The sequence below is a fragment of the Paenibacillus sp. SAFN-117 genome (genome assembly GCF_051966115.1).
In the GTDB taxonomy this organism is placed as follows: Bacteria; Bacillota; Bacilli; order Paenibacillales; family NBRC-103111; genus Paenibacillus_L; species Paenibacillus_L residui.
This window is the reverse complement of record NZ_JBQCLK010000001.1, coordinates 326,956-344,447: the sequence shown is the minus strand read 5'-3', so window position 1 is coordinate 344,447 and position 17,492 is coordinate 326,956. Positions and strand designations below refer to the sequence as shown.

At 52.8% G+C, this 17,492-nt stretch carries 14 protein-coding genes; 11 read left to right on the top strand and 3 right to left on the bottom strand.

Going from position 1 to position 17,492, the window contains the following annotated elements; translation table 11 throughout:
- Positions 1-7: 7 nt before the first annotated feature.
- From ACTHRH_RS01470 to ACTHRH_RS01455, 4 genes are all read left to right on the top strand, one after another.
- Positions 8-958 carry an aldo/keto reductase family protein gene (locus ACTHRH_RS01470; RefSeq protein WP_379290039.1) on the top strand — a complete coding sequence of 317 codons (951 nt, stop codon included), beginning with the start codon at positions 8-10 and terminating at the stop codon, positions 956-958.
- A gap of 274 nt (positions 959-1,232) precedes the next feature.
- Positions 1,233-2,513, top strand: a complete 1,281-nt coding sequence (locus ACTHRH_RS01465) for a DegT/DnrJ/EryC1/StrS family aminotransferase (RefSeq protein WP_379290037.1) — start codon at positions 1,233-1,235, stop codon at positions 2,511-2,513.
- 442 nt (positions 2,514-2,955) lie between these two features.
- Positions 2,956-3,387, top strand: coding sequence for a universal stress protein (locus ACTHRH_RS01460; protein ID WP_144933921.1), 432 nt, complete (start codon positions 2,956-2,958; stop codon positions 3,385-3,387).
- 20 nt (positions 3,388-3,407) lie between these two features.
- Entirely contained in the window at positions 3,408-3,596 is a 189-nt protein-coding gene (locus tag ACTHRH_RS01455; protein WP_440413720.1) for a hypothetical protein, read from the top strand.
- A 49-nt stretch (positions 3,597-3,645) separates the two neighbouring features.
- Here ACTHRH_RS01455 and ACTHRH_RS01450 read toward each other — a convergent pair whose 3' ends face one another.
- Positions 3,646-4,818, bottom strand: a complete 1,173-nt coding sequence (locus tag ACTHRH_RS01450; RefSeq protein ID WP_440413718.1) for an NAD(P)H-dependent flavin oxidoreductase — start codon at positions 4,816-4,818, stop codon at positions 3,646-3,648.
- Positions 4,819-6,254: 1,436 nt separating this feature from the next.
- Here ACTHRH_RS01450 and ACTHRH_RS01445 point away from each other — a divergent pair.
- The 4 genes from ACTHRH_RS01445 to ACTHRH_RS01430 all read left to right on the top strand — a co-directional run bounded on the left by ACTHRH_RS01445 (position 6,255) and on the right by ACTHRH_RS01430 (position 10,528).
- Positions 6,255-7,028, top strand: coding sequence for an alpha/beta fold hydrolase (locus ACTHRH_RS01445; RefSeq protein WP_440413716.1), 774 nt, complete (start codon positions 6,255-6,257; stop codon positions 7,026-7,028).
- 876 nt (positions 7,029-7,904) lie between these two features.
- The gene (locus ACTHRH_RS01440) at positions 7,905-9,326 is read left to right on the top strand and encodes an NAD-dependent malic enzyme (protein WP_440413714.1); all 1,422 of its coding nucleotides are present in this window, start codon (positions 7,905-7,907) and stop codon (positions 9,324-9,326) included.
- 154 nt (positions 9,327-9,480) lie between these two features.
- Entirely contained in the window at positions 9,481-9,831 is a 351-nt protein-coding gene (locus ACTHRH_RS01435) for an MmcQ/YjbR family DNA-binding protein (protein ID WP_144933927.1), read from the top strand.
- A gap of 316 nt (positions 9,832-10,147) precedes the next feature.
- The gene (locus ACTHRH_RS01430; RefSeq protein ID WP_379290028.1) at positions 10,148-10,528 is read left to right on the top strand and encodes a DUF3889 domain-containing protein; all 381 of its coding nucleotides are present in this window, start codon (positions 10,148-10,150) and stop codon (positions 10,526-10,528) included.
- A 2-nt stretch (positions 10,529-10,530) separates the two neighbouring features.
- Here ACTHRH_RS01430 and ACTHRH_RS01425 read toward each other — a convergent pair whose 3' ends face one another.
- On the bottom strand, positions 10,531-11,757 hold the full coding sequence (locus tag ACTHRH_RS01425) for a CynX/NimT family MFS transporter (RefSeq protein WP_440413711.1): 1,227 nt from the start codon (positions 11,755-11,757) through the stop codon (positions 10,531-10,533).
- On the bottom strand, positions 11,723-12,463 hold the full coding sequence (locus ACTHRH_RS01420; RefSeq protein WP_440413709.1) for a FadR/GntR family transcriptional regulator: 741 nt from the start codon (positions 12,461-12,463) through the stop codon (positions 11,723-11,725). Before ACTHRH_RS01420 ends, ACTHRH_RS01425 begins: the two co-directional genes overlap by 35 nt.
- 364 nt (positions 12,464-12,827) lie before the next feature.
- On the opposite strand from ACTHRH_RS01420, the gene ACTHRH_RS01415 reads away from it, so the two are divergent.
- The 3 genes from ACTHRH_RS01415 to ACTHRH_RS01405 all read left to right on the top strand — a co-directional run bounded on the left by ACTHRH_RS01415 (position 12,828) and on the right by ACTHRH_RS01405 (position 17,407).
- A complete protein-coding gene (locus tag ACTHRH_RS01415; protein ID WP_440413707.1) occupies positions 12,828-13,970 on the top strand; it encodes an FtsW/RodA/SpoVE family cell cycle protein in 1,143 nt (380 codons plus the stop codon).
- A 222-nt stretch (positions 13,971-14,192) separates the two neighbouring features.
- Positions 14,193-16,055 (top strand): LTA synthase family protein, encoded by a 1,863-nt coding sequence (locus tag ACTHRH_RS01410; protein WP_440413705.1) that lies wholly within the window; start codon positions 14,193-14,195, stop codon positions 16,053-16,055.
- Between the two features lie 113 nt (positions 16,056-16,168).
- The gene (locus tag ACTHRH_RS01405; RefSeq protein WP_144933937.1) at positions 16,169-17,407 is read left to right on the top strand and encodes a CapA family protein; all 1,239 of its coding nucleotides are present in this window, start codon (positions 16,169-16,171) and stop codon (positions 17,405-17,407) included.
- Positions 17,408-17,492 lie beyond the last annotated feature (85 nt).

Sequence of the window (17,492 nt, the reverse complement as noted above, 5' to 3'; positions counted from 1 at the left end):
AATCGGAATGCAGTACAGACGTTTAGGAGCCAGCGGCTTGAAGATAAGCGAAATTGGCTTGGGCAGTTGGCTGACCTATGGAAATTCAATGGAAGAGAAGCAATCGGAAGCGGTCGTGGACAAGGCTTACGAGCTGGGGATCAATTTTTTCGATACGGCCAACATGTATGGCAGAGGTGCCGCAGAACGAATCATGGGCAAGGCGTTGTCAAAATACCCGCGGCATTCCTACGTCATTGCGACGAAAGTGTTCCATCCGATGGGGGACGGGCCTAACGACAGAGGGCTGTCCCGCAAGCATATTATGGAGCAATGCGAAGCCAGTCTGCGGCGGATGGGTGTCGATTATATCGATTTGTATCAATGTCACGGCTACGATTCGAACACTCCTCTCGAGGAGACGCTGCGGGCGTTGGATGATTTGATCACGCAGGGGAAAATTGTTTACGCCGGGGTAAGCCGCTGGAAGGCGGCCCAACTTGCGGATGCCGTCCATACCGCCGAGAAGTATAACCTGGACCGGATCATCTCCAATCAGCCCCAGTACAACATGTTCGCGCGGGGTCTGGAACAGGAGGTGCTGCCCTTGTGCGAACGGCACGGGATCGGGCAGGTCGTCTTCTCTCCGCTGGCCCAAGGGGTGTTGACCGGAAAATACAAGCCGGGCATGGCTCCGCCGGAAGATTCCCGAGCCGCCGATCCGAAATCCAACATGTTCATGCAATCATTCATTCAGGAAGCAAATCTGGTTAAAGTGGAGAAAATGCGGCCGATTGCCGAGCGAAACGGGCTTAGTATGGCTCAGCTTGCGCTGGCTTGGATTCTGAGGCAGGATAATGTGGCCAGCTGTATCATCGGCGCCTCCCGTCCGGAGCAGGTGGAGGATAACGTCAAGGCGGCGGGAGTGAAGCTGCCGGCCGGAGATCTGGAAGAAATCGAAGCCATTTTAAACGGATAATTCGGTTTTTCATCGACGTAGGGCCGTTGACGATAGCCAATCGTGAGAGGCTTCGAGCCGGCAGGCAGGCTGATTAACCGGGAGTGAATTATAGACATTTTATAGTTAAGTCGCTTACTCTCTTTTGCATTATAATGGTCGTAAGTAAGGGGGATCGGTAGAAAATGCAGCCGGAGCCGCCCGCCATCCGATCCTGAAAGGGCTGTCATGGCCTGTCTTGTCAGCTTTGTCGGTCCGAGGCACGAATCCATTATGAGGAAAGAGGGTAAGGACAATGGAAAAGGTTGATTTGGAGAAGCTGGCTTTAAACGGTGGAGCTCCTGCCCGGAGCAAGCCGCTCCCGCCCAATTATCCGGGGGCAGTCGTCATGGGAGAGGAGGAGGCGGTTCACGCCGGTCAGATCATTAGGGCACAGTCTCCTTTTCGCTTCTATGGGCCCGATGTGCGGAATGCGGTAACGACGCTGGAGAGCATGATGGAACGGGACTTGAATGTCCCTTATGCCTTGGGGGTAACCTCCTGTACGGCCGCTCTTGTCGTTGCTTTGAAAGCTTTGGGCATAGGGTATGGGGATAAGGTCATTGTTCCCGCCGTCACTTTTCTGGCTACGGCCGGAGCGGTAGTATCCGCCAATGCGGTACCGGTTTTTGCCGATGTGGATGAGAGCCTGAATCTCGATCCCGCCGACCTGGAGCGCGTCATGGATGAGGAAGTGAAAGCGATTATTGCGGTCCCCATCCTCGGCGTTCCCTGCGACATGGACCCGATTATGGACTTTGCCCGCAAGCATGGAGTTCCGGTTATCGAGGATGTGGCCCAATCCTGCGGGGTACAGTACAAGGGTCGTTACGCCGGCGCTATCGGCGATGTCGGGGTTTTCAGCTTTCAGATGAATAAAATCATTACCGCCGGCGAAGGTGGAGCGGTGGTCACTCACAGTGCGGAACTATATGAGCGTGCGGCAAGGTATCATGACCAGGGGCTGCTGCGGCCGCAGTTGAAGGAGCGTCACGGGCTAAATCCGGATGAGGAAACCGCGGCGTTCATCGGGCAAAACTACCGGATGAGCGAAATTACCGGAGCCGTTCTGATCGAGCAATGGAAGAAGCTGGACGGAATCGTGGCGACGATGAGGAGCCATCACCGGTATTTGAAACAGGCACTGGCTGACAGTGTGCCGGGCATCCGGTTCCGTTCTTCCCCGGATGAGGAGGGTGATATCGGGTCCAATCTCGGGATCATCCTGCCGTCGGCTGAGCAAGCACAGACCTTCATGAAGGCTATGCAGGCGGAAAATATTACTGCCCATACGTTATATGGAAATCTCCCGGTTTACAGGGTTCCGCAAATTTTTCATCAGCGGACCGCAGAGAAGGATAACTTCCCCTTCAATTACCCGTTTCAAAAACCGGTTATCTATACGGAGGACATGTGTCCGCGGGCGGTTGACCTGCTGCCGCGCACCGTCTTCGTACCGCTCAGCCCGGTGCTGGAGCAGAACGATCTGGATGAAATCGTCAGCGGCATAACGAAAGTCTATCGGACCCTGGACTAGACGGCAAGAGCGGGACACCCGCCTTGGAGACAGGGATGAATGCAGTCCGATGACAACGTATATGAAATAGATAAGAAAGCCTGCTTCCCGTTCCGGGCTGCGGGCTTTTTCTTCGGGATTCGAAATCGGTGGTCTGTTCTTTTGCAGAAGGAAGAGGTATTAAGGGGGCTGTGGAAGCTAAAAGAGAGCTGGTGCCGGGGAACGGGATGGAGGCTGAATCAGGTCCGGAACCCGAACCGGAACCCGGAAACCCGGAACCTTGAACCCCGAACCCCGAACCCCGAACTCGGAAATGGAGCCGCAGCCCTGTTTACGAGATTGACATCGGTGCCGGACAAATGCTACCCTTCAAATAAGTGGACTTACTTGTATTGGACAACAAAATTATAAATACGGAACAACCCACCATTCGTTCACGTATTTGACAGGAGAGATGAAGACGATGTTATTTTCAAAGTTACTGGTAGCTTATGACGGGTCCGAGACTTCGAAGAAAGCTCTGGATAAGGCGATCAGCTACGTCAAGGAAAATCCGGCAGCCCAGATGGAGGTCGTCTACGTCCTGAACATGCAAAGCCTCATTATAGGAGAAGCGATGATTAACATTCCGGTTCACCTCGAGAATGAGATGTACGAGCAGGCGGAATCCGTCGTGAAGGAAGTGAATGAGCGGCTGGCCGAGTTCTCTGGAGCGAAGGCGATTCTCAAGCGCGGTGCGCCGGCCCGTACGATTCTGGAGTATGCGGAGGAAGGCGGCTTTGACGTCATCGTCATCGGAAGCCGCGGGCTTGGCGGACTTCGCGAGTTCATGCTCGGAAGCGTCAGCCATAGCGTAGCCCAGCATGCCGAAATTCCGGTGCTTATCGTGAAATAACAACGGAGATAACAGTTAGCATGAGGAAGGCCCCGAGGAACCGGGGCCTTTTAGTTTGCGGCGTGCCCAGTCAAGCATGCCGCATCAAAAGAAGTGAAGCTCCGCTCACGGCATCCTCCGTCTGGTTGCGGATGGGAAACTATGAGCAGCAGAGACATTCCGCAAGGAGGCTGACGGCGCTGGGGGAAGTGGAGGCGATGAACGCCTGACCGGCATTCCAGGAGGCCTGAGCTACCTGGGCCCGGGCATTCTCTTTGGTCAAGCGTTAAGACGGCCGAACAGCTCCGACACTTGCCGGACGGTCCGGCGGATGATGTCGGCCGCCCCTTCCGTCCGGCACAGGGCGGAGGCCTGTCCCGCCCATAGCGACATGCCTTCGGCATCGCCGGCCCTCGCGGCCGCTTGCCGGATATCGCGCGTCAGGGCATTCTGGACGGGGTAGGGCGGTATCCGCGCCTCGCATCGCTCCATGTCCGCGATGAACGAGTTGCGGATGCCGCGCGCGGGCCTGCCCGAGAACGCTCGGGTCAGCGTCGTGCTCTCATCGGTGGACCGCTTAAGCTCCTCCTGGTAGCGGGGGTGAGCCCCGCTCTCCAGAGCGGTCAGGAAAGCGGTCCCCATCTGCACGCCCGACGCGCCGAGAGCGAGCGCAGCGGCTACCCCGCGCCCGTCCATAATGCCGCCGGCGGCGATGATCGGCACGCGGACGCGGTCGGCGATCTGCGGGATGAGCGCCATCGTGCCGACGAGCGCCTGCTCGTGCGGGACGGCGAATGTGCCGCGGTGACCGCCGGCTTCGCTGCCCTGGCCGACGATCAGGTCGATCCCGGCCTGCTCCAGCCGGACGGCCTCGCTCACCGTAGTCGCCGTGCCGATGGTGACGATGCCGCGGCTTCGCAGCCGGTCGATCACATCGCCGGAGGGCTGCCCGAACGTGAAGCTGAACGCCGGCACCCGTTCCTCCAGCACAGTCTCGAGCTGTTCTTCGAACGGTTCACTGTACCGGTCGGGAGCCGGCGGGGCTTCCGGGAGGCCGAGCTTCCGGCGGTACGCACCGAGCGCTTCGTTCATCGCTGCGATGTCCTCGGTCCGCACTTCGTACGGCTCCGGAATGAACAGGTTGACGGCGAACGGCCGGTCCGTCAGCTCGCGGATACGGCGAATGGCTTCGCGGATTTGCTCCGCCGTCATGTAGCCTGCGCCCAGCGAGCCGAGTCCGCCGGCATTGGAGACGGCGGCGACGAGCTCCGGCGTAGTGCTGCCTCCGGCCATCCCGGCCTGGATGATCGGGTAGCGAAGGTTCAGTTTTTCGCTGACAGCGGTTTGGTACCAGGGCAAGGAAGCGGAGGATGGGGCGGCGTTCGTGTCGGTAGAAAGCCCCGAAGCAGTTTCATTGGCAGAGAATGCGGGCGTAATGTTTGGTTTGGCCATACATATCAGCTCCTTTTTACCGAATGATCTTTAGACTATTGCTCAGCTGTCAGTTCATGGTGGATAAAGCGAAATTAAGATGATTGTGCCGGGGTAAAAGTTCAACGGCTGTGTAGCAGCAATGAAACCGGACAGGCAGCGATGTCACATCCGAGGCCAACGATTCTGTAACGGATTAACAATGGCGCACAACAAATGGCAGTTGAACAGTACAAGGCAACATGGCACAATAGATGGCCCTGAGCCTGTAACGATTAACAATGGCGCACAACAAATGGTAATTGAACAGCACGGGCATCAATGACACAACAGACGGTAATGAAACTGTAACGGACTTAGGAAGGCTGTCGATTCATTTGGGAAAGGTATTACAACAGGATGTTGTACTAGTGAAAAGTCTGATTGATATAGTATCAATGAAACTAGTTATGGTTAAACAGCGAAAATGTAACGGAACTGGGAGACCCTATTTCGTCAAAATAGGCCGTTTTTTTAAACTAACGGAACCAGTCGCGCTTATTGCTTGGAATTCTCCTACTTTCGCGAGCATTTCTAGGGAATAAGGTCATCTGGTTCCGTTAAAATGACCGAAAGGCCCTTTTGGGGCGAATAAGGTCATCTGGTTCCGTTAAAACCAAAACCCTGCAGGATCTTCGCATGATCTCTGGTTGCATACCATTAATCGACAGCCTCTTAGGGGACCTTATTCTGCCCAAATCGGCCGTTTTTCGTGCTAAACGGACACAGATGCGCTTATTTCATAAATTTCTGCTGTTTTCGCCTGCGTTTCGTATAAATAAGGTCATCTGAGTCCGGTAAAATCGCTGAAAAGCCTTTCTGGACCGAATAAGGTCTCTGGTGTCCATTGCAACCAATATTGCTAAGCTGGACATGCATCCTAATTATCCGCAACCGCATATGTTTCCGGGCAATTCATCCGAAATCATGGAACGAACAGGCTCGTCCATGTGGATGAAGTGAAAATTCGATGTGCCGCTGGCTGGAAAGCGGGACCTTATGACAAAATGCGGCCGGATGCCGCAATCCGCCCACGCCTTCCCGCGGAGCGGGAGTTCAAACCTATTATAGTCTATAGAAGTTTCCCTCTTCTACTTTTTATCATGAAGGTTGAAGAATCGGGCAGCCAGCCGTCCATTTAATATCCGGCGAGAAGAAAGGTTGTTCGCTCCCAAAAAAATGGCTATTTGCTAGTTTTTGGTGTGCAAAGGCTGGACCCTCGTACCATATGTGCACATTTAACTGTATGATATTTCATACCAAGGAGCCTCACTCACGGAATTAGTGCGCCCATCTGTACGGTATTTCATACAAAATGCACCCGTTCGCATCAAGCTAACACGCATTTGTACCTCTAGCAGGCAGTTTGCTGCCGGGGACGCAGAGGTTGAGAACAAAGGAAAGGGGAAAGTGGAAACTTGAGCACCTACGGAACGGCTCCATACCAAGTCCTGTTAATTCACGGAGGGCCCGGGGCGGCCGGAGAGATGGCCCCTGTTGCAGAGAGGCTGAGCGGCGAAACAGGTGTGGTCGAAGCATACCAAACCAAACGAACGATAGATGAACTGTTGACAGAATTAGATGACATCATTGACAAAGCATGTGACTCCCCGGTTACATTATGCGGCTATTCCTGGGGAGCTTGGCTGTCCTATATATATTCCGCAACATACCCTGACAAAGTAAGAAAGCTCATACTCATCAGCAGCGGGCCCTTCTATGAACACTATGCCCCTGAGATCGCGGCAGCCAGAAGGAGCAGAATGTCTGAGGAGGACAAGCTGGCTCATGATCGTCTGGTGAGCAAACTCAATCGTAACGGGACTACGAAATCCGATGATTTACGAGATTTCGGCAGGCTGATGACCCAAATAGACAGTTATGCTCCCCTTCCATTGGAAGCCGATTCCTTGAATGTAGACATGGAGATTTATCAGAGGATTTGGCCGGAGGCCGGCATTCTGCGAGCAAGCGGCAAGCTGGCGGAGTATGGAACAAGCATTTCTTGTCCGGTTGTAGCAATCCATGGAACCTATGATCCTCATCCGTATCAAGGCGTTATCGAGCCTTTATCCGGACGCGTTAAAGACTTCAAGTATATTTTGTTGGAGAAATGCGGACATACTCCGTGGATCGAAAGATATGCACGAGACCGTTTTTACGAAGTGCTCCTTCCAGAATTGGAAAAATAGCCCTATCCCTCATCAATAAGTTGCCGTTTTTTAAGTGAAAAACTTAATAAAAGTGAACATTCGGTGAACCCCGTCCTCAAACCGGCAGGGGCATGCTACAATGAAACAAAATACGGTAAAGAGGTGACTGCGTTGTGGGCACAGCGATGGTTGTTTCTTTCATATGCGTGATCATTGTATCCGCTATGACATTCTGGGTGACCCGGCTAGCCTATTCCAGGAAATGGGAGGAATCGGATTCGGATTAATTCCATTCATTTATTAAGACAGCACCGATAATAGTTATAGAGTAATTAACCGGCCATTCTCATGCGAAGCGGCCGGTTTTTTGCATAGGCTGCGATATAAATTAACGAGCCTGTTGGCCGGTGCTCCTATATTCTTTCGCCACATGACGCCGCTGCAGCGCTGCAAGGAGGGCGCCCGGGCACCAAAGCTTGCAGGCATATTTTACTCAAGAAAAATATTTCCAACATATAAACCAAGAACCGGCGGTATGCCGGATGGGGTGTCGAGTCGGTCCCGGCCGGCGCTTCCGCAACCCTTCAAGGCACGCTGCTGCTTTGTCTGGATATCTCTTGAGCGATCCATTCGTCTTTGCTTTCTCACGAACGCATCGGCTTCCCCTTCTCCTTCTCCTTCTCCTTTCGATTTTCAACCCTTCCTATCCGGAAAACGTGAGTGGAGGCTGATTAAGGAGGATTCCGGAAAATGACGGCGATATGGCACCTTTAGCCTTAGCTTGATTATTTTGGCAAAATATTTCACAATAAAAGCAAAGCAGAGCTTCGATTTCATACCGCTGAGTGCTTGACCGATACCGTTGCAAACCGATGAACCTTATGTCAAAAAAAGGGAAGAGGAGGGGCTCAGGCCTTGAAAAACGCAGCAGCCAGTACTAGCATTGTTCTGCGCCTGGAAATCGACAAGGAGCAAACATCCTTCGGACAGATCGCGACCGCAATTGGCGACGCCGGAGGAGATATTATCGCCGTCGACGTTACCCGGGCGGGTAAAACCTCGACGACCCGGGATATCACCGTTCAACTGACGGACGCCTCGCTCAGTCAAGACCTCGTCCGAAGCGTCGCCCAATTGCCCGGCGTCCAGGTAATTAACGTCTCAGATTCGACGTTCTTACTTCATCTGGGCGGCAAAATTGAAGTGACGCCGAAGATGCCGATCAAGAACCGCGATGATCTGTCCCGCGTCTATACGCCGGGCGTTGCCCGCGTGTCGATGGCGATCCACGAGAAGCCATCCCGCGCCCATACGCTGACGATCAAGCGCAATACGGTGGCGGTCGTCTCCGACGGAACCGCCGTGCTCGGGCTCGGGGACATCGGCCCGCTCGGGGCGATGCCGGTCATGGAAGGCAAGGCGATGCTGTTCAAGCAGCTGGCGGGCGTCGATGCTTTCCCGATTTGTCTGGATACCCGGGACACGGAGGAAATCATCCGCACCGTCAAAGCGATCGCCCCGGCCTTCGGCGGCATCAACCTCGAGGACATCTCGTCCCCGCGCTGCTTCGAGATTGAGCGGCGGCTCAGCGAGGAGCTCGACATCCCCGTGTTCCATGACGATCAGCATGGAACGGCAGTCGTGCTCCTGGCAGGCCTGCTCAATGCAGTGAAGCTCGTCGGCAAGCGGCTCGCCGACTGCAAAATCGTGCTGTGCGGGCTCGGCGCGGCCGGCATCGCCTGCACGAAAATTTTGCTTGCCGCCGGCGCGCAGAATATCATCGGCGTCGACCGCTGCGGCGCGCTCGTCGCGGGGAAGACGTATGCGCATGAGGCGTGGAATTGGTACGCCGCGCATACGAATCCCCACCGCGAGGAGGGAGCGCTATCGGACGTCATCGCGGGAGCCGATATTTTCGTCGGCGTCTCCGCTCCGGGCGTCCTGCGGGTCGACGACGTGAAGAAGATGGCGCCGGACGCGATCGTGTTCGCGATGGCGAATCCGACGCCGGAGATCGCGCCGGAGGAGGCCGAGGGCTACGTGCGCGTCATGGCGACGGGCCGCTCCGACTATCCGAACCAGATCAACAACGTGCTGTGCTTCCCCGGCTTATTCCGCGGCGTTCTCGATTGCCGGGCGTCGCGGATTACGGAAGGGATGAAGCTGGCAGCCGCGAAGGCGATCGCTTCGGTTGTCGGGGAGGATGAGCTGAACGAGCTGTACATTATCCCGAGCGTGTTCAACCAGAGCGTAGCCGAGAAGGTAAGAGAGGCGGTCATCGATGCGGCTTATGCAGAAGGTGTAGCCCGCCGCAGGGATTTTCGCGAGAACAAATAGCTGAATCGCTTTGTCGGAATCTATCAGAGCGTGGCTGGTTGGAGAGACGGCTTCCTTGTAACCGATAATGCTCCATAGTTGAGTTACTTTCCGACAGATCGTTTTGTTCGGTATTTATCAGACTTTTTTTACGATTGGCAGGAGGACACGGTGAATGAAAGAGTGGATTGAATATGGCTTGGCCAAGAAAGGGGCGTTCAAGGATTACCCCTTCGGAGCGCAGCCGTTGGTTCTGAAGGTGGGCACCCGAATGTTTGCCCTCATCGATGAAGAAGGGAATCCGGGGAGTATGTCCTTGAAATGCGATCCGGAAATGGCCCATCTGCTTCGGCAGCAGCATCCTTCGGTCAGGCCGGGGTATCATCTGAACAAGCAGCACTGGAATACAATCAGCTTGGACGGCACCGTGCCCGAGGAAGATATAAAGTGGATGATGGATCACTCTTATGAATTGGTCGTCAAGGGCATGAAGAAATCGGAAGCCCGCGAGTTGGGTTTACTTTAAAATATTAGAAACTATAGGAGAGTATAATATTCACCTAGTGCCCGAAGCCTTGATTTCGATTGACATTAGCCTGCACATTTGCTCGTCTTTAGCTGATGCTAGCTAAATTTCGTCTAAGCACCTGCATTATTGCACGTGCTTATCCATTAAACTTTCCCCAACGGCACTTCGAGGCAAGGACCGCTGCAGACCATACTGCCGCGGTCCTTCTTTTGGAACGGATTGAAGCCGAATAAATGAGCATGGCCTCCTTCCACATGAATAATTCATTCCATCCCGACAAAAGTTAGGAAAAATAGTGATGGAGGAAACCTGTATGAAAAAAGCATTGGCAGCAGCCATTATTTGTATCGGTGTGGTCATGTTCGCCCCTGAGGCAGCGTCTGCCGACGGGAATCCGGCAAGTCTTGAATGGCAGGGACCGTTCACGTTTTCTTTAGTCCATAATGCGGAGCGGAACGTCCCGGAATACGCCAAGTGGGGAAACCTGGCTATGAGGGAAGCCAGCAAGAAGGGCTATCAAATTTTAGATTACAAATATGTAGGTAAACAAAAAATCAACCCCACGGTTACCGAGCAAACCTTCAAATTCTGGGTTAAGAAAGCCGGTAAGCCGATGGGGCTGTATGTGTCGCTGCGGTATGAGACCGCTACGGAAAGAGTATTGAATATCGATTATCGGGAGACCGCCCGTTAGGCCTAGGCTTGATGCTCTTTGTCCGAGGACAAGCCCACATAAGCATCGCGTCCCGCTCCCAGGCCAAAGATGAGCAGAAGCAAGACGGTTGCCAGAAGCAGAAGCAGCGGGACGGTCCAGTTAAGCGTATAATCATGAATCCAGCCCATGAGCATGGGGCCGACGGCTGCCAGCAAATAACCGATACACTGGGCCATACCGGACAACCGGGAGGTTTGCCGGGGATTCTTCGTCCGCAAAGCTATAAACACAAGTGCTAGACTGATATATGCCCCGCCGCCCAGGCCGATGAAGGCTACCCAAAGCGGCAGCAGAGACGCCCCTCCGGCAAACAGGCCGAGGTAGCCGATCGCGGAAAAGCAGAAAGTAAGGACGACGAAGCTGCGTTGACTGGGTCGGCGTCCGGCCAACAACGGCATAAGGAAAGAAGTCGGCAGGCTGCAGAGCTGCATCAGGGAAAGCATCCAGCCTGCAGCGGTAGCGCTGTAACCGCGGTCCGCCACGATTTCAGGCAGCCATGTTACGGTTACGTAGAAGAGCAGGGATTGCAGCCCCATAAAGAAAGTAACCTGCCAGGCTAAAGCCGATTTCCATAAGGGGCTGTTCTGATCGGCTTTGGCTGTCACTTCCGGCCGATGAGAACGCAGTTGAGGCAGCCATACTATAATAGCCAACACGGTAACCCCTGCCCAGCAGACGAGAGCCCCCCGCCAGCCAAGCCCGAGTCCGACGGCCATCGGGACACTGATTCCGGAGGCCAATGCTGCCCAAAGATTCATGGACATGGTATAAACCCCAGTCATAAGTCCCACATGATTGGCGAAATGCTGCTTGACCAGAGCGGGCAGCAGGACGTTGCATACGGCAATCGCAAGCCCGATCAGCAGCGTTCCTGTAAACAAGGTAAGGGTATTAGGAAGCGACCGCAGCACGGTACCGACAGCGAGCGTAATTAAGCTGGCGAACAATGTATTCTCCGCCCCGAACCGATTAGCGATGGACGGTGCAAGCGGAGAGAGAATGGCAAAGGCGATCAGAGGAAGGGTGGTAAGCATGCCGACCAGCGCACCGGATAAGCCGGTGTCCGCTTGGATCGTTCCGATTAAAGGCCCGACGGCCGTAATGGAAGCGCGCATATTGGCGGCTACCAGAATAACGCCGATGACCAGCAAGGCTCCGGTCAGTTTAATAGGTTTATTCATTACTGCAGGTTTTGTCATGTTTCTCATTGTTGGCTTTCCTTCCTTCCCGGTGGTGAAGACTGGTTTGTAGAGCTTCGATGTAAGAACGCACGGCTTCCTCCGCCGCTTCTGGATCGGAGTTGGCAATCGCCTCAACCATATCATGATGCGCCTCATGATGAGGCTCAATAGTTAGCGTTTCGTCCACGGCGGTGTCGATGGATTGAAGAAGCGCATCCGCCATGTGCTCGTATAAATCGATCAGCAGACCGTTATAGGTAGCCGCCAGTACGGCTTGATGCAGCATCAGATCCGCCTTGATGTAAGCGGCCGTATCGTTGCTTCTGAGCGCAGCATTACGACGCTGCAGACATGCGCGCATCTTGTCGATGTCCTCTTCGGTACGCCTCATGGCGGCCAGCCTGGCCGCTTCCCGTTCGAGGCAATACCGGACCTCAAACGTGTCGGCAACGCTCGATTTGCGCAGCCGGCGCTGAATCGCCGCCCTCAATTCACTGGAGGAGCATACATAAGTGCCGTCCCCGGGCTTCGCCTCCAGCAGCCCTGTATGGATTAAAGCCCGAACCGCCTCGCGAATCGTATTCCGGCTGACTCCCAATTGATTCACGAGCTCCGGCTCCGCGGGAATTCGTGAGCCTACCGGCCATTTTCCGGAACTGATCAGCTCTTCCAACTGGGCCGCTACCTGCTGGGACAGGGTCAGTCGGGTAGGTTGCTGCAGTTTCAATTTCATGACCTCCTTTATTCCATAAATGTATAGGTAATTACTCAATTGTCTCGGTACGAGCAGTGGTTTTAAGAATGGATGAAACTGGCAAAAATAGGCTTGGATAGATGATGTAAACATTATCCAATCATCCAAACATAGGATGTTTGATACGTTGACCATTATACGCCTCACTTTTGATGGATGCAAGCCTGAAAATAGGCGCCATTAGAGCGATACGATAAACTTTCCCTTAATCATGCTGCCGATCCGGCCGGATGAAACCGGGTCAATTTGCATTAAATGGCCATCTTGGTTTGCTGTGCCCTCATGGAAATGTTATCCTTTAAATATTGCCCTTTTCCAAAATTTTTTTAATGAGGTTAGTTTTATGGTTTATTCGGTGCTTCACAAATTGAAGAAAGTTGATCCGGTCATTATTTGTATATTAGGCTGCTTCATGATTCTAAGCACGATGGTCATCTACAGCGCGACCTCCGGCACACGGCTGGACGGACTTCATATCAGCAGCCTGAAGCTGTATTTCCTGCTTATGATCCCGCTGTTTTTGGCGGCATTTATCAATTATAAATTTTTGATTCGATACGGTACTTACGGGTTATATGTTATAGGATTGGGTTTGCTTGTCTATGTCCTGCTCAGAGGAGTCAATATTAATAATTCGGTTCGATGGATCAGCATCGGCGGGCAACAGTTTCAGCCTTCCGAGCTTGTCAAGATCTTTATGATTCTGATGCTGGCGAAAATATTTTCCCGCAGACAGGGAGAACAGCTCAGACTGGTCAATGATATCCTTCCGGCCGGCTTGCTAACGGCGGTTCCCGTTCTGCTCATTATGAAGCAGCCGGATTTGGGAACAGCGCTTGTATTCGTTGCGATATTTATCGGAATGCTGTGGATGGCAAACGTGCGCCTCGCCCATATTCTTCTGGGGCTCCTATTGGCCGCACTTGCCGTTGGCCTGCTTGTATGGCTCTATTACAATCAATTTGATTTGTTTGCCAAAATTATTAAGCCCCATCAGCTAAGAAGAATAGAAACCTTCCTGGACCCGTCGACAAATCCCCAGCAAAGCTGGCATGTTCTCAATTCCATAGGTGCAATCAGCGTCGGACATTTGCTCGGCAAAGGTTTTTTGCATGGGGATTTCGTCCAAAACGGCTTCATTCCCTATCATTATTCCGATTCCATCTTCGTAGTAATCGGGGAGGAATTCGGCTTCATCGGCTCGGCGGTTTTGCTGCTGCTCTATTTTCTGCTTATTTACCGGATGATCCGGATAGCACTCGGCTGTAAAGACTTGTTCGGCTCCTACATAATCATAGGGATCGTCTCCATGTTTACGCTTCAGGTGTTTGAAAATATTGCGATGCATATCGGACTTCTGCCGCTTACGGGTATATCCCTGCCTTTCGTCAGCTACGGGGGAAGCTCGCTGCTCACCTACATGATAGCCATCGGACTGGTGTTTAACGTCAAAATCCATTCCGAGGAAGCTGTTATTCCCGAATAGCCCTAAGCCGTCAGGCGGATTTAAAGGAGGCAAGCAGGTAAAACCATCATTCGTACGGACATCCGTTCTTGCCGTGAAAGATAGAAACGGTAAACTACGGATGTTTTTTCTATATATCTGACCTTCAGCGGCAGATTTCGAAAGAACCATAAGCGCGATTTTTAAGATTACATTAATGTTTCTATGTTAAGTTAAGGAAACGTAGCAGGGGAGGTATCGTAGTTGAACAGTTCAAGGTTCCGTTGGTCTGAGCCGTTCGTCGTTTTTTCCTTTCTGATGGTGTTAAAAATTAATTTAGCCTGGTTCGTCATTTTTGGCGCGGCGAACGTCATTCCTTTTTTGGTCGTCAGTATTCCGTCCGTCTGGGTTCTCTTCGGCTTGATCGAATGGCTGGCGGTCAAGAGAAAGCTGTTGTTTTATATGCTGGCCAATCTCATAACGACATCCATTTATTTTGCTGCGATCATGTACTATAAATATTACGGGGTTATAGTTAATTATAAAGCGCTTCAGCAAGCCAAGCAGGTTGTTCAGGTTAAAGCGAGCGTCTTTGATCTGATGCATCCGCATTATTTGCTGATTTATCTGGATATCGTTATTTTGCTAGGAGTATTTCTATGGAGCAAAAAATCGCGGACCTGGGGAAAAACGCAGTCCCCCATTGCCCGCAAGGGGATTCCGGTCATCCTCTCCGTCTCCTTGTTAACCTGTCTGATGACGGTCTGGTCCAATCGCGGGATAGCCAATGAATTGAAGCAGGCGGAGCAGATGGGGATATTGAATTATCAGGTCTATACAGTATTTGCCAACATGCGGAAGGAAGAGCCGATTCCGGTCGATTTGGATACGATACGTGAGCTTAAGAACATCGAATGGAAGGAAGACGAAGACCGGGTTTATTGGAAAGCGGCGGAAGATAAACATCTTATCGTCGTTCAGCTGGAATCTTTTCAGAACTTCCTGATCGGCCTTACAGTCAACGGCCAGGAGGTCACTCCGGTATTGAACAGGCTGGTGGAGCAATCCCTGTATTTCCCTAAAGTTTACCAGCAGGTCGGACAAGGGAACACATCGGATTCCGAATATATGTCCAATACGTCATTTTATATTCCAGCAGGAGGAGCGGCCTCGGAGGTGATCGGCCATAAGGAGATTCCATCCCTGCCCAAGCTGCTGAAGGGGAAAGGGTACCGCTCGGCCACCTTTCATACGAATAGCGTCAATTTCTGGAATCGTATGGAGATGTATCCTGCCCTAGGCTTCGATCAATATTATGACCGTGAATTTTTTGGGGATGAGGATCCGATCGCTTTCGCGGCATCCGATGAAGTGCTGTATAACAAGGCGGCAGCCGAAATAGCCGATTTGGTGCGCGAAGGAGACAGACTCTATGCGCAGGTTATATCGATGTCGAACCATCACCCTTTTGAATTGCCGGAAGACAAACATCGGATCGAGATTCCCGACAAATACAAGGAAACGCTTGTCGGCAATTATTTGCAGGCAGCCAGCTATGCGGATTATGCGTTAGGTTTGTTTATCGATCGACTGGAGGAAGAAGCGGTCCGCAGCCAAAGCGTAATCGTTATGTATGGAGACCATATGGGACTGCCGATCTATTCTCTCGATGGACCCGAAAGGGAATATATGGAGGAACTCCTCGGCAAACCATACGAATATGTGGACATGTTGAACATCCCGCTGCTGATCTATGCTCCCGAAATCGTTGAACCGGGCGTCGTCGATCATCTGGGGGGACACGTCGACATTATGCCTACGATAGCGAACCTGATGGGAGTATCGCTTAAGGATCACATCCACTTCGGCCAAGACTTGATAAATTATACGAGCAATTTACTTCCCGAGAGGTATTATTTGCCATCCGGCTCCTATATTTCCGATGATTTTATTTTCATTCCCGGCGTGGGCGTAGAGGATGGAGAGATATATCCGCTGGCAGGCTATGAGGAAACTGCCTCCGTACAAGAGAGGGACTATGAACGGGCTCTGCGCCTCCTGGAATTGTCGGACAGTTATTTGCAGCAGCTGCCGGACCGAGACCGGGGAGAACAGGCGGATGAATAGGAAGGTGTACTGTTTATCCGAAATGTAAAAAAATAGCGGATTTTCATTGAAGCCGGGTACCTTTCACGATATGCTTAAGGAGGTAGATAATATTTTAATGATGGGGGCCCAATATGAAACGCACTTCCAGAATCCTCTTATGGATTCTCTTGCTTTGTCTGGCGTGGGGGACAACGGGCTGCGCCAGCCAGCCGGCTCCCGGACAATCCAATAGCCGTCAATCGCTGAACGATGGTGCCTCCGCTTCTAAGGAACCGTCAGGCACGGAGGCAGCGGCGAATACGGCAGCACCGGCACCAACGCCTTCTCCAACTCCGGAGCCGGAAGAGACGGTCACTTCCCTCACCTTCGTGGCGGTAGGGGATGTACTCATTCACAGTTCCTTATACAAAGACGCCTACACGCCTGAAGGATATCATTTCGATCCGATGTTCGAACTGGTTGCGCAAACAATCAAGGATGCTGATTTCGCCATGGCCAATCAGGAATCCATGATTGGTGGAGTGGAGATCGGGTTGTCCGACTACCCCAGCTTCAACAGTCCGTTCGAAATCGGAACGACTTTGAAGGAAGTAGGCTTCGATGCGGTGACGATTGCCAATAACCATACGCTGGACCGCGGCGAACAGGCCATTCTCAACGCTATCGGGCATTGGGATGCCATCGGGATGACCTATGTCGGGGCTTATCGTTCCCGGGAAGACCAGGAGACTCTGCGAATCGCCGAGCAGAACGGGATTAAGCTGGCACTTCTTGGTTACACCTATGGAACGAACGGAATTCCCGTACCGGAGGGCAAGGACTACCTGGTTAATCTGATTGACCCGGAAGTGATCGTCCGTGACATTCAGGAAGCCTCCCGGAAAGCGGATGCCGTCGTCGTCAATCTTCATTTCGGCCGCGAATATGAACGGATGCCTAATGAGGAACAGAAGAAGCTGGCCGAACGGCTGGCCCAGGCCGGGGCGGATTTGATCATCGGGCACCATCCCCATGTGCTCCAGCCATGCGAATGGATTGAAAGAGAGGATGGAGGACGGACCTTCGTCATCTATTCGCTGGGCAATTTCCTTTCCGGGCAGGAAGGGGTGTACAAGGAAATCGGGGGAATTCTTCACGTAACGATTGAGAAGCGCGAAAGAGGGGATCAGCGATCTATATCCATATTGGAGCCGGCTCTGCTGCCCACCTGGACCCATAAGAAAAATTGGCGCCAATATAAAATCATCCCCCTCGATCAGGTTACGGAGCAGCAGCTCCCCGGAGCGGCTGAATATCGTGAAGAGATTCGTCGGCATATGACCCAATGGATGCCCGAACTGACCATTCTCACCTCTGATCGGTCCGGATAACGAACCGGGGACAGCTCTCCAAGGAGCTGTCTTTTTTTGCGTTTTCGGGGCTCCCCGGAAAGTACCCGTCACACGGGCTTATCAT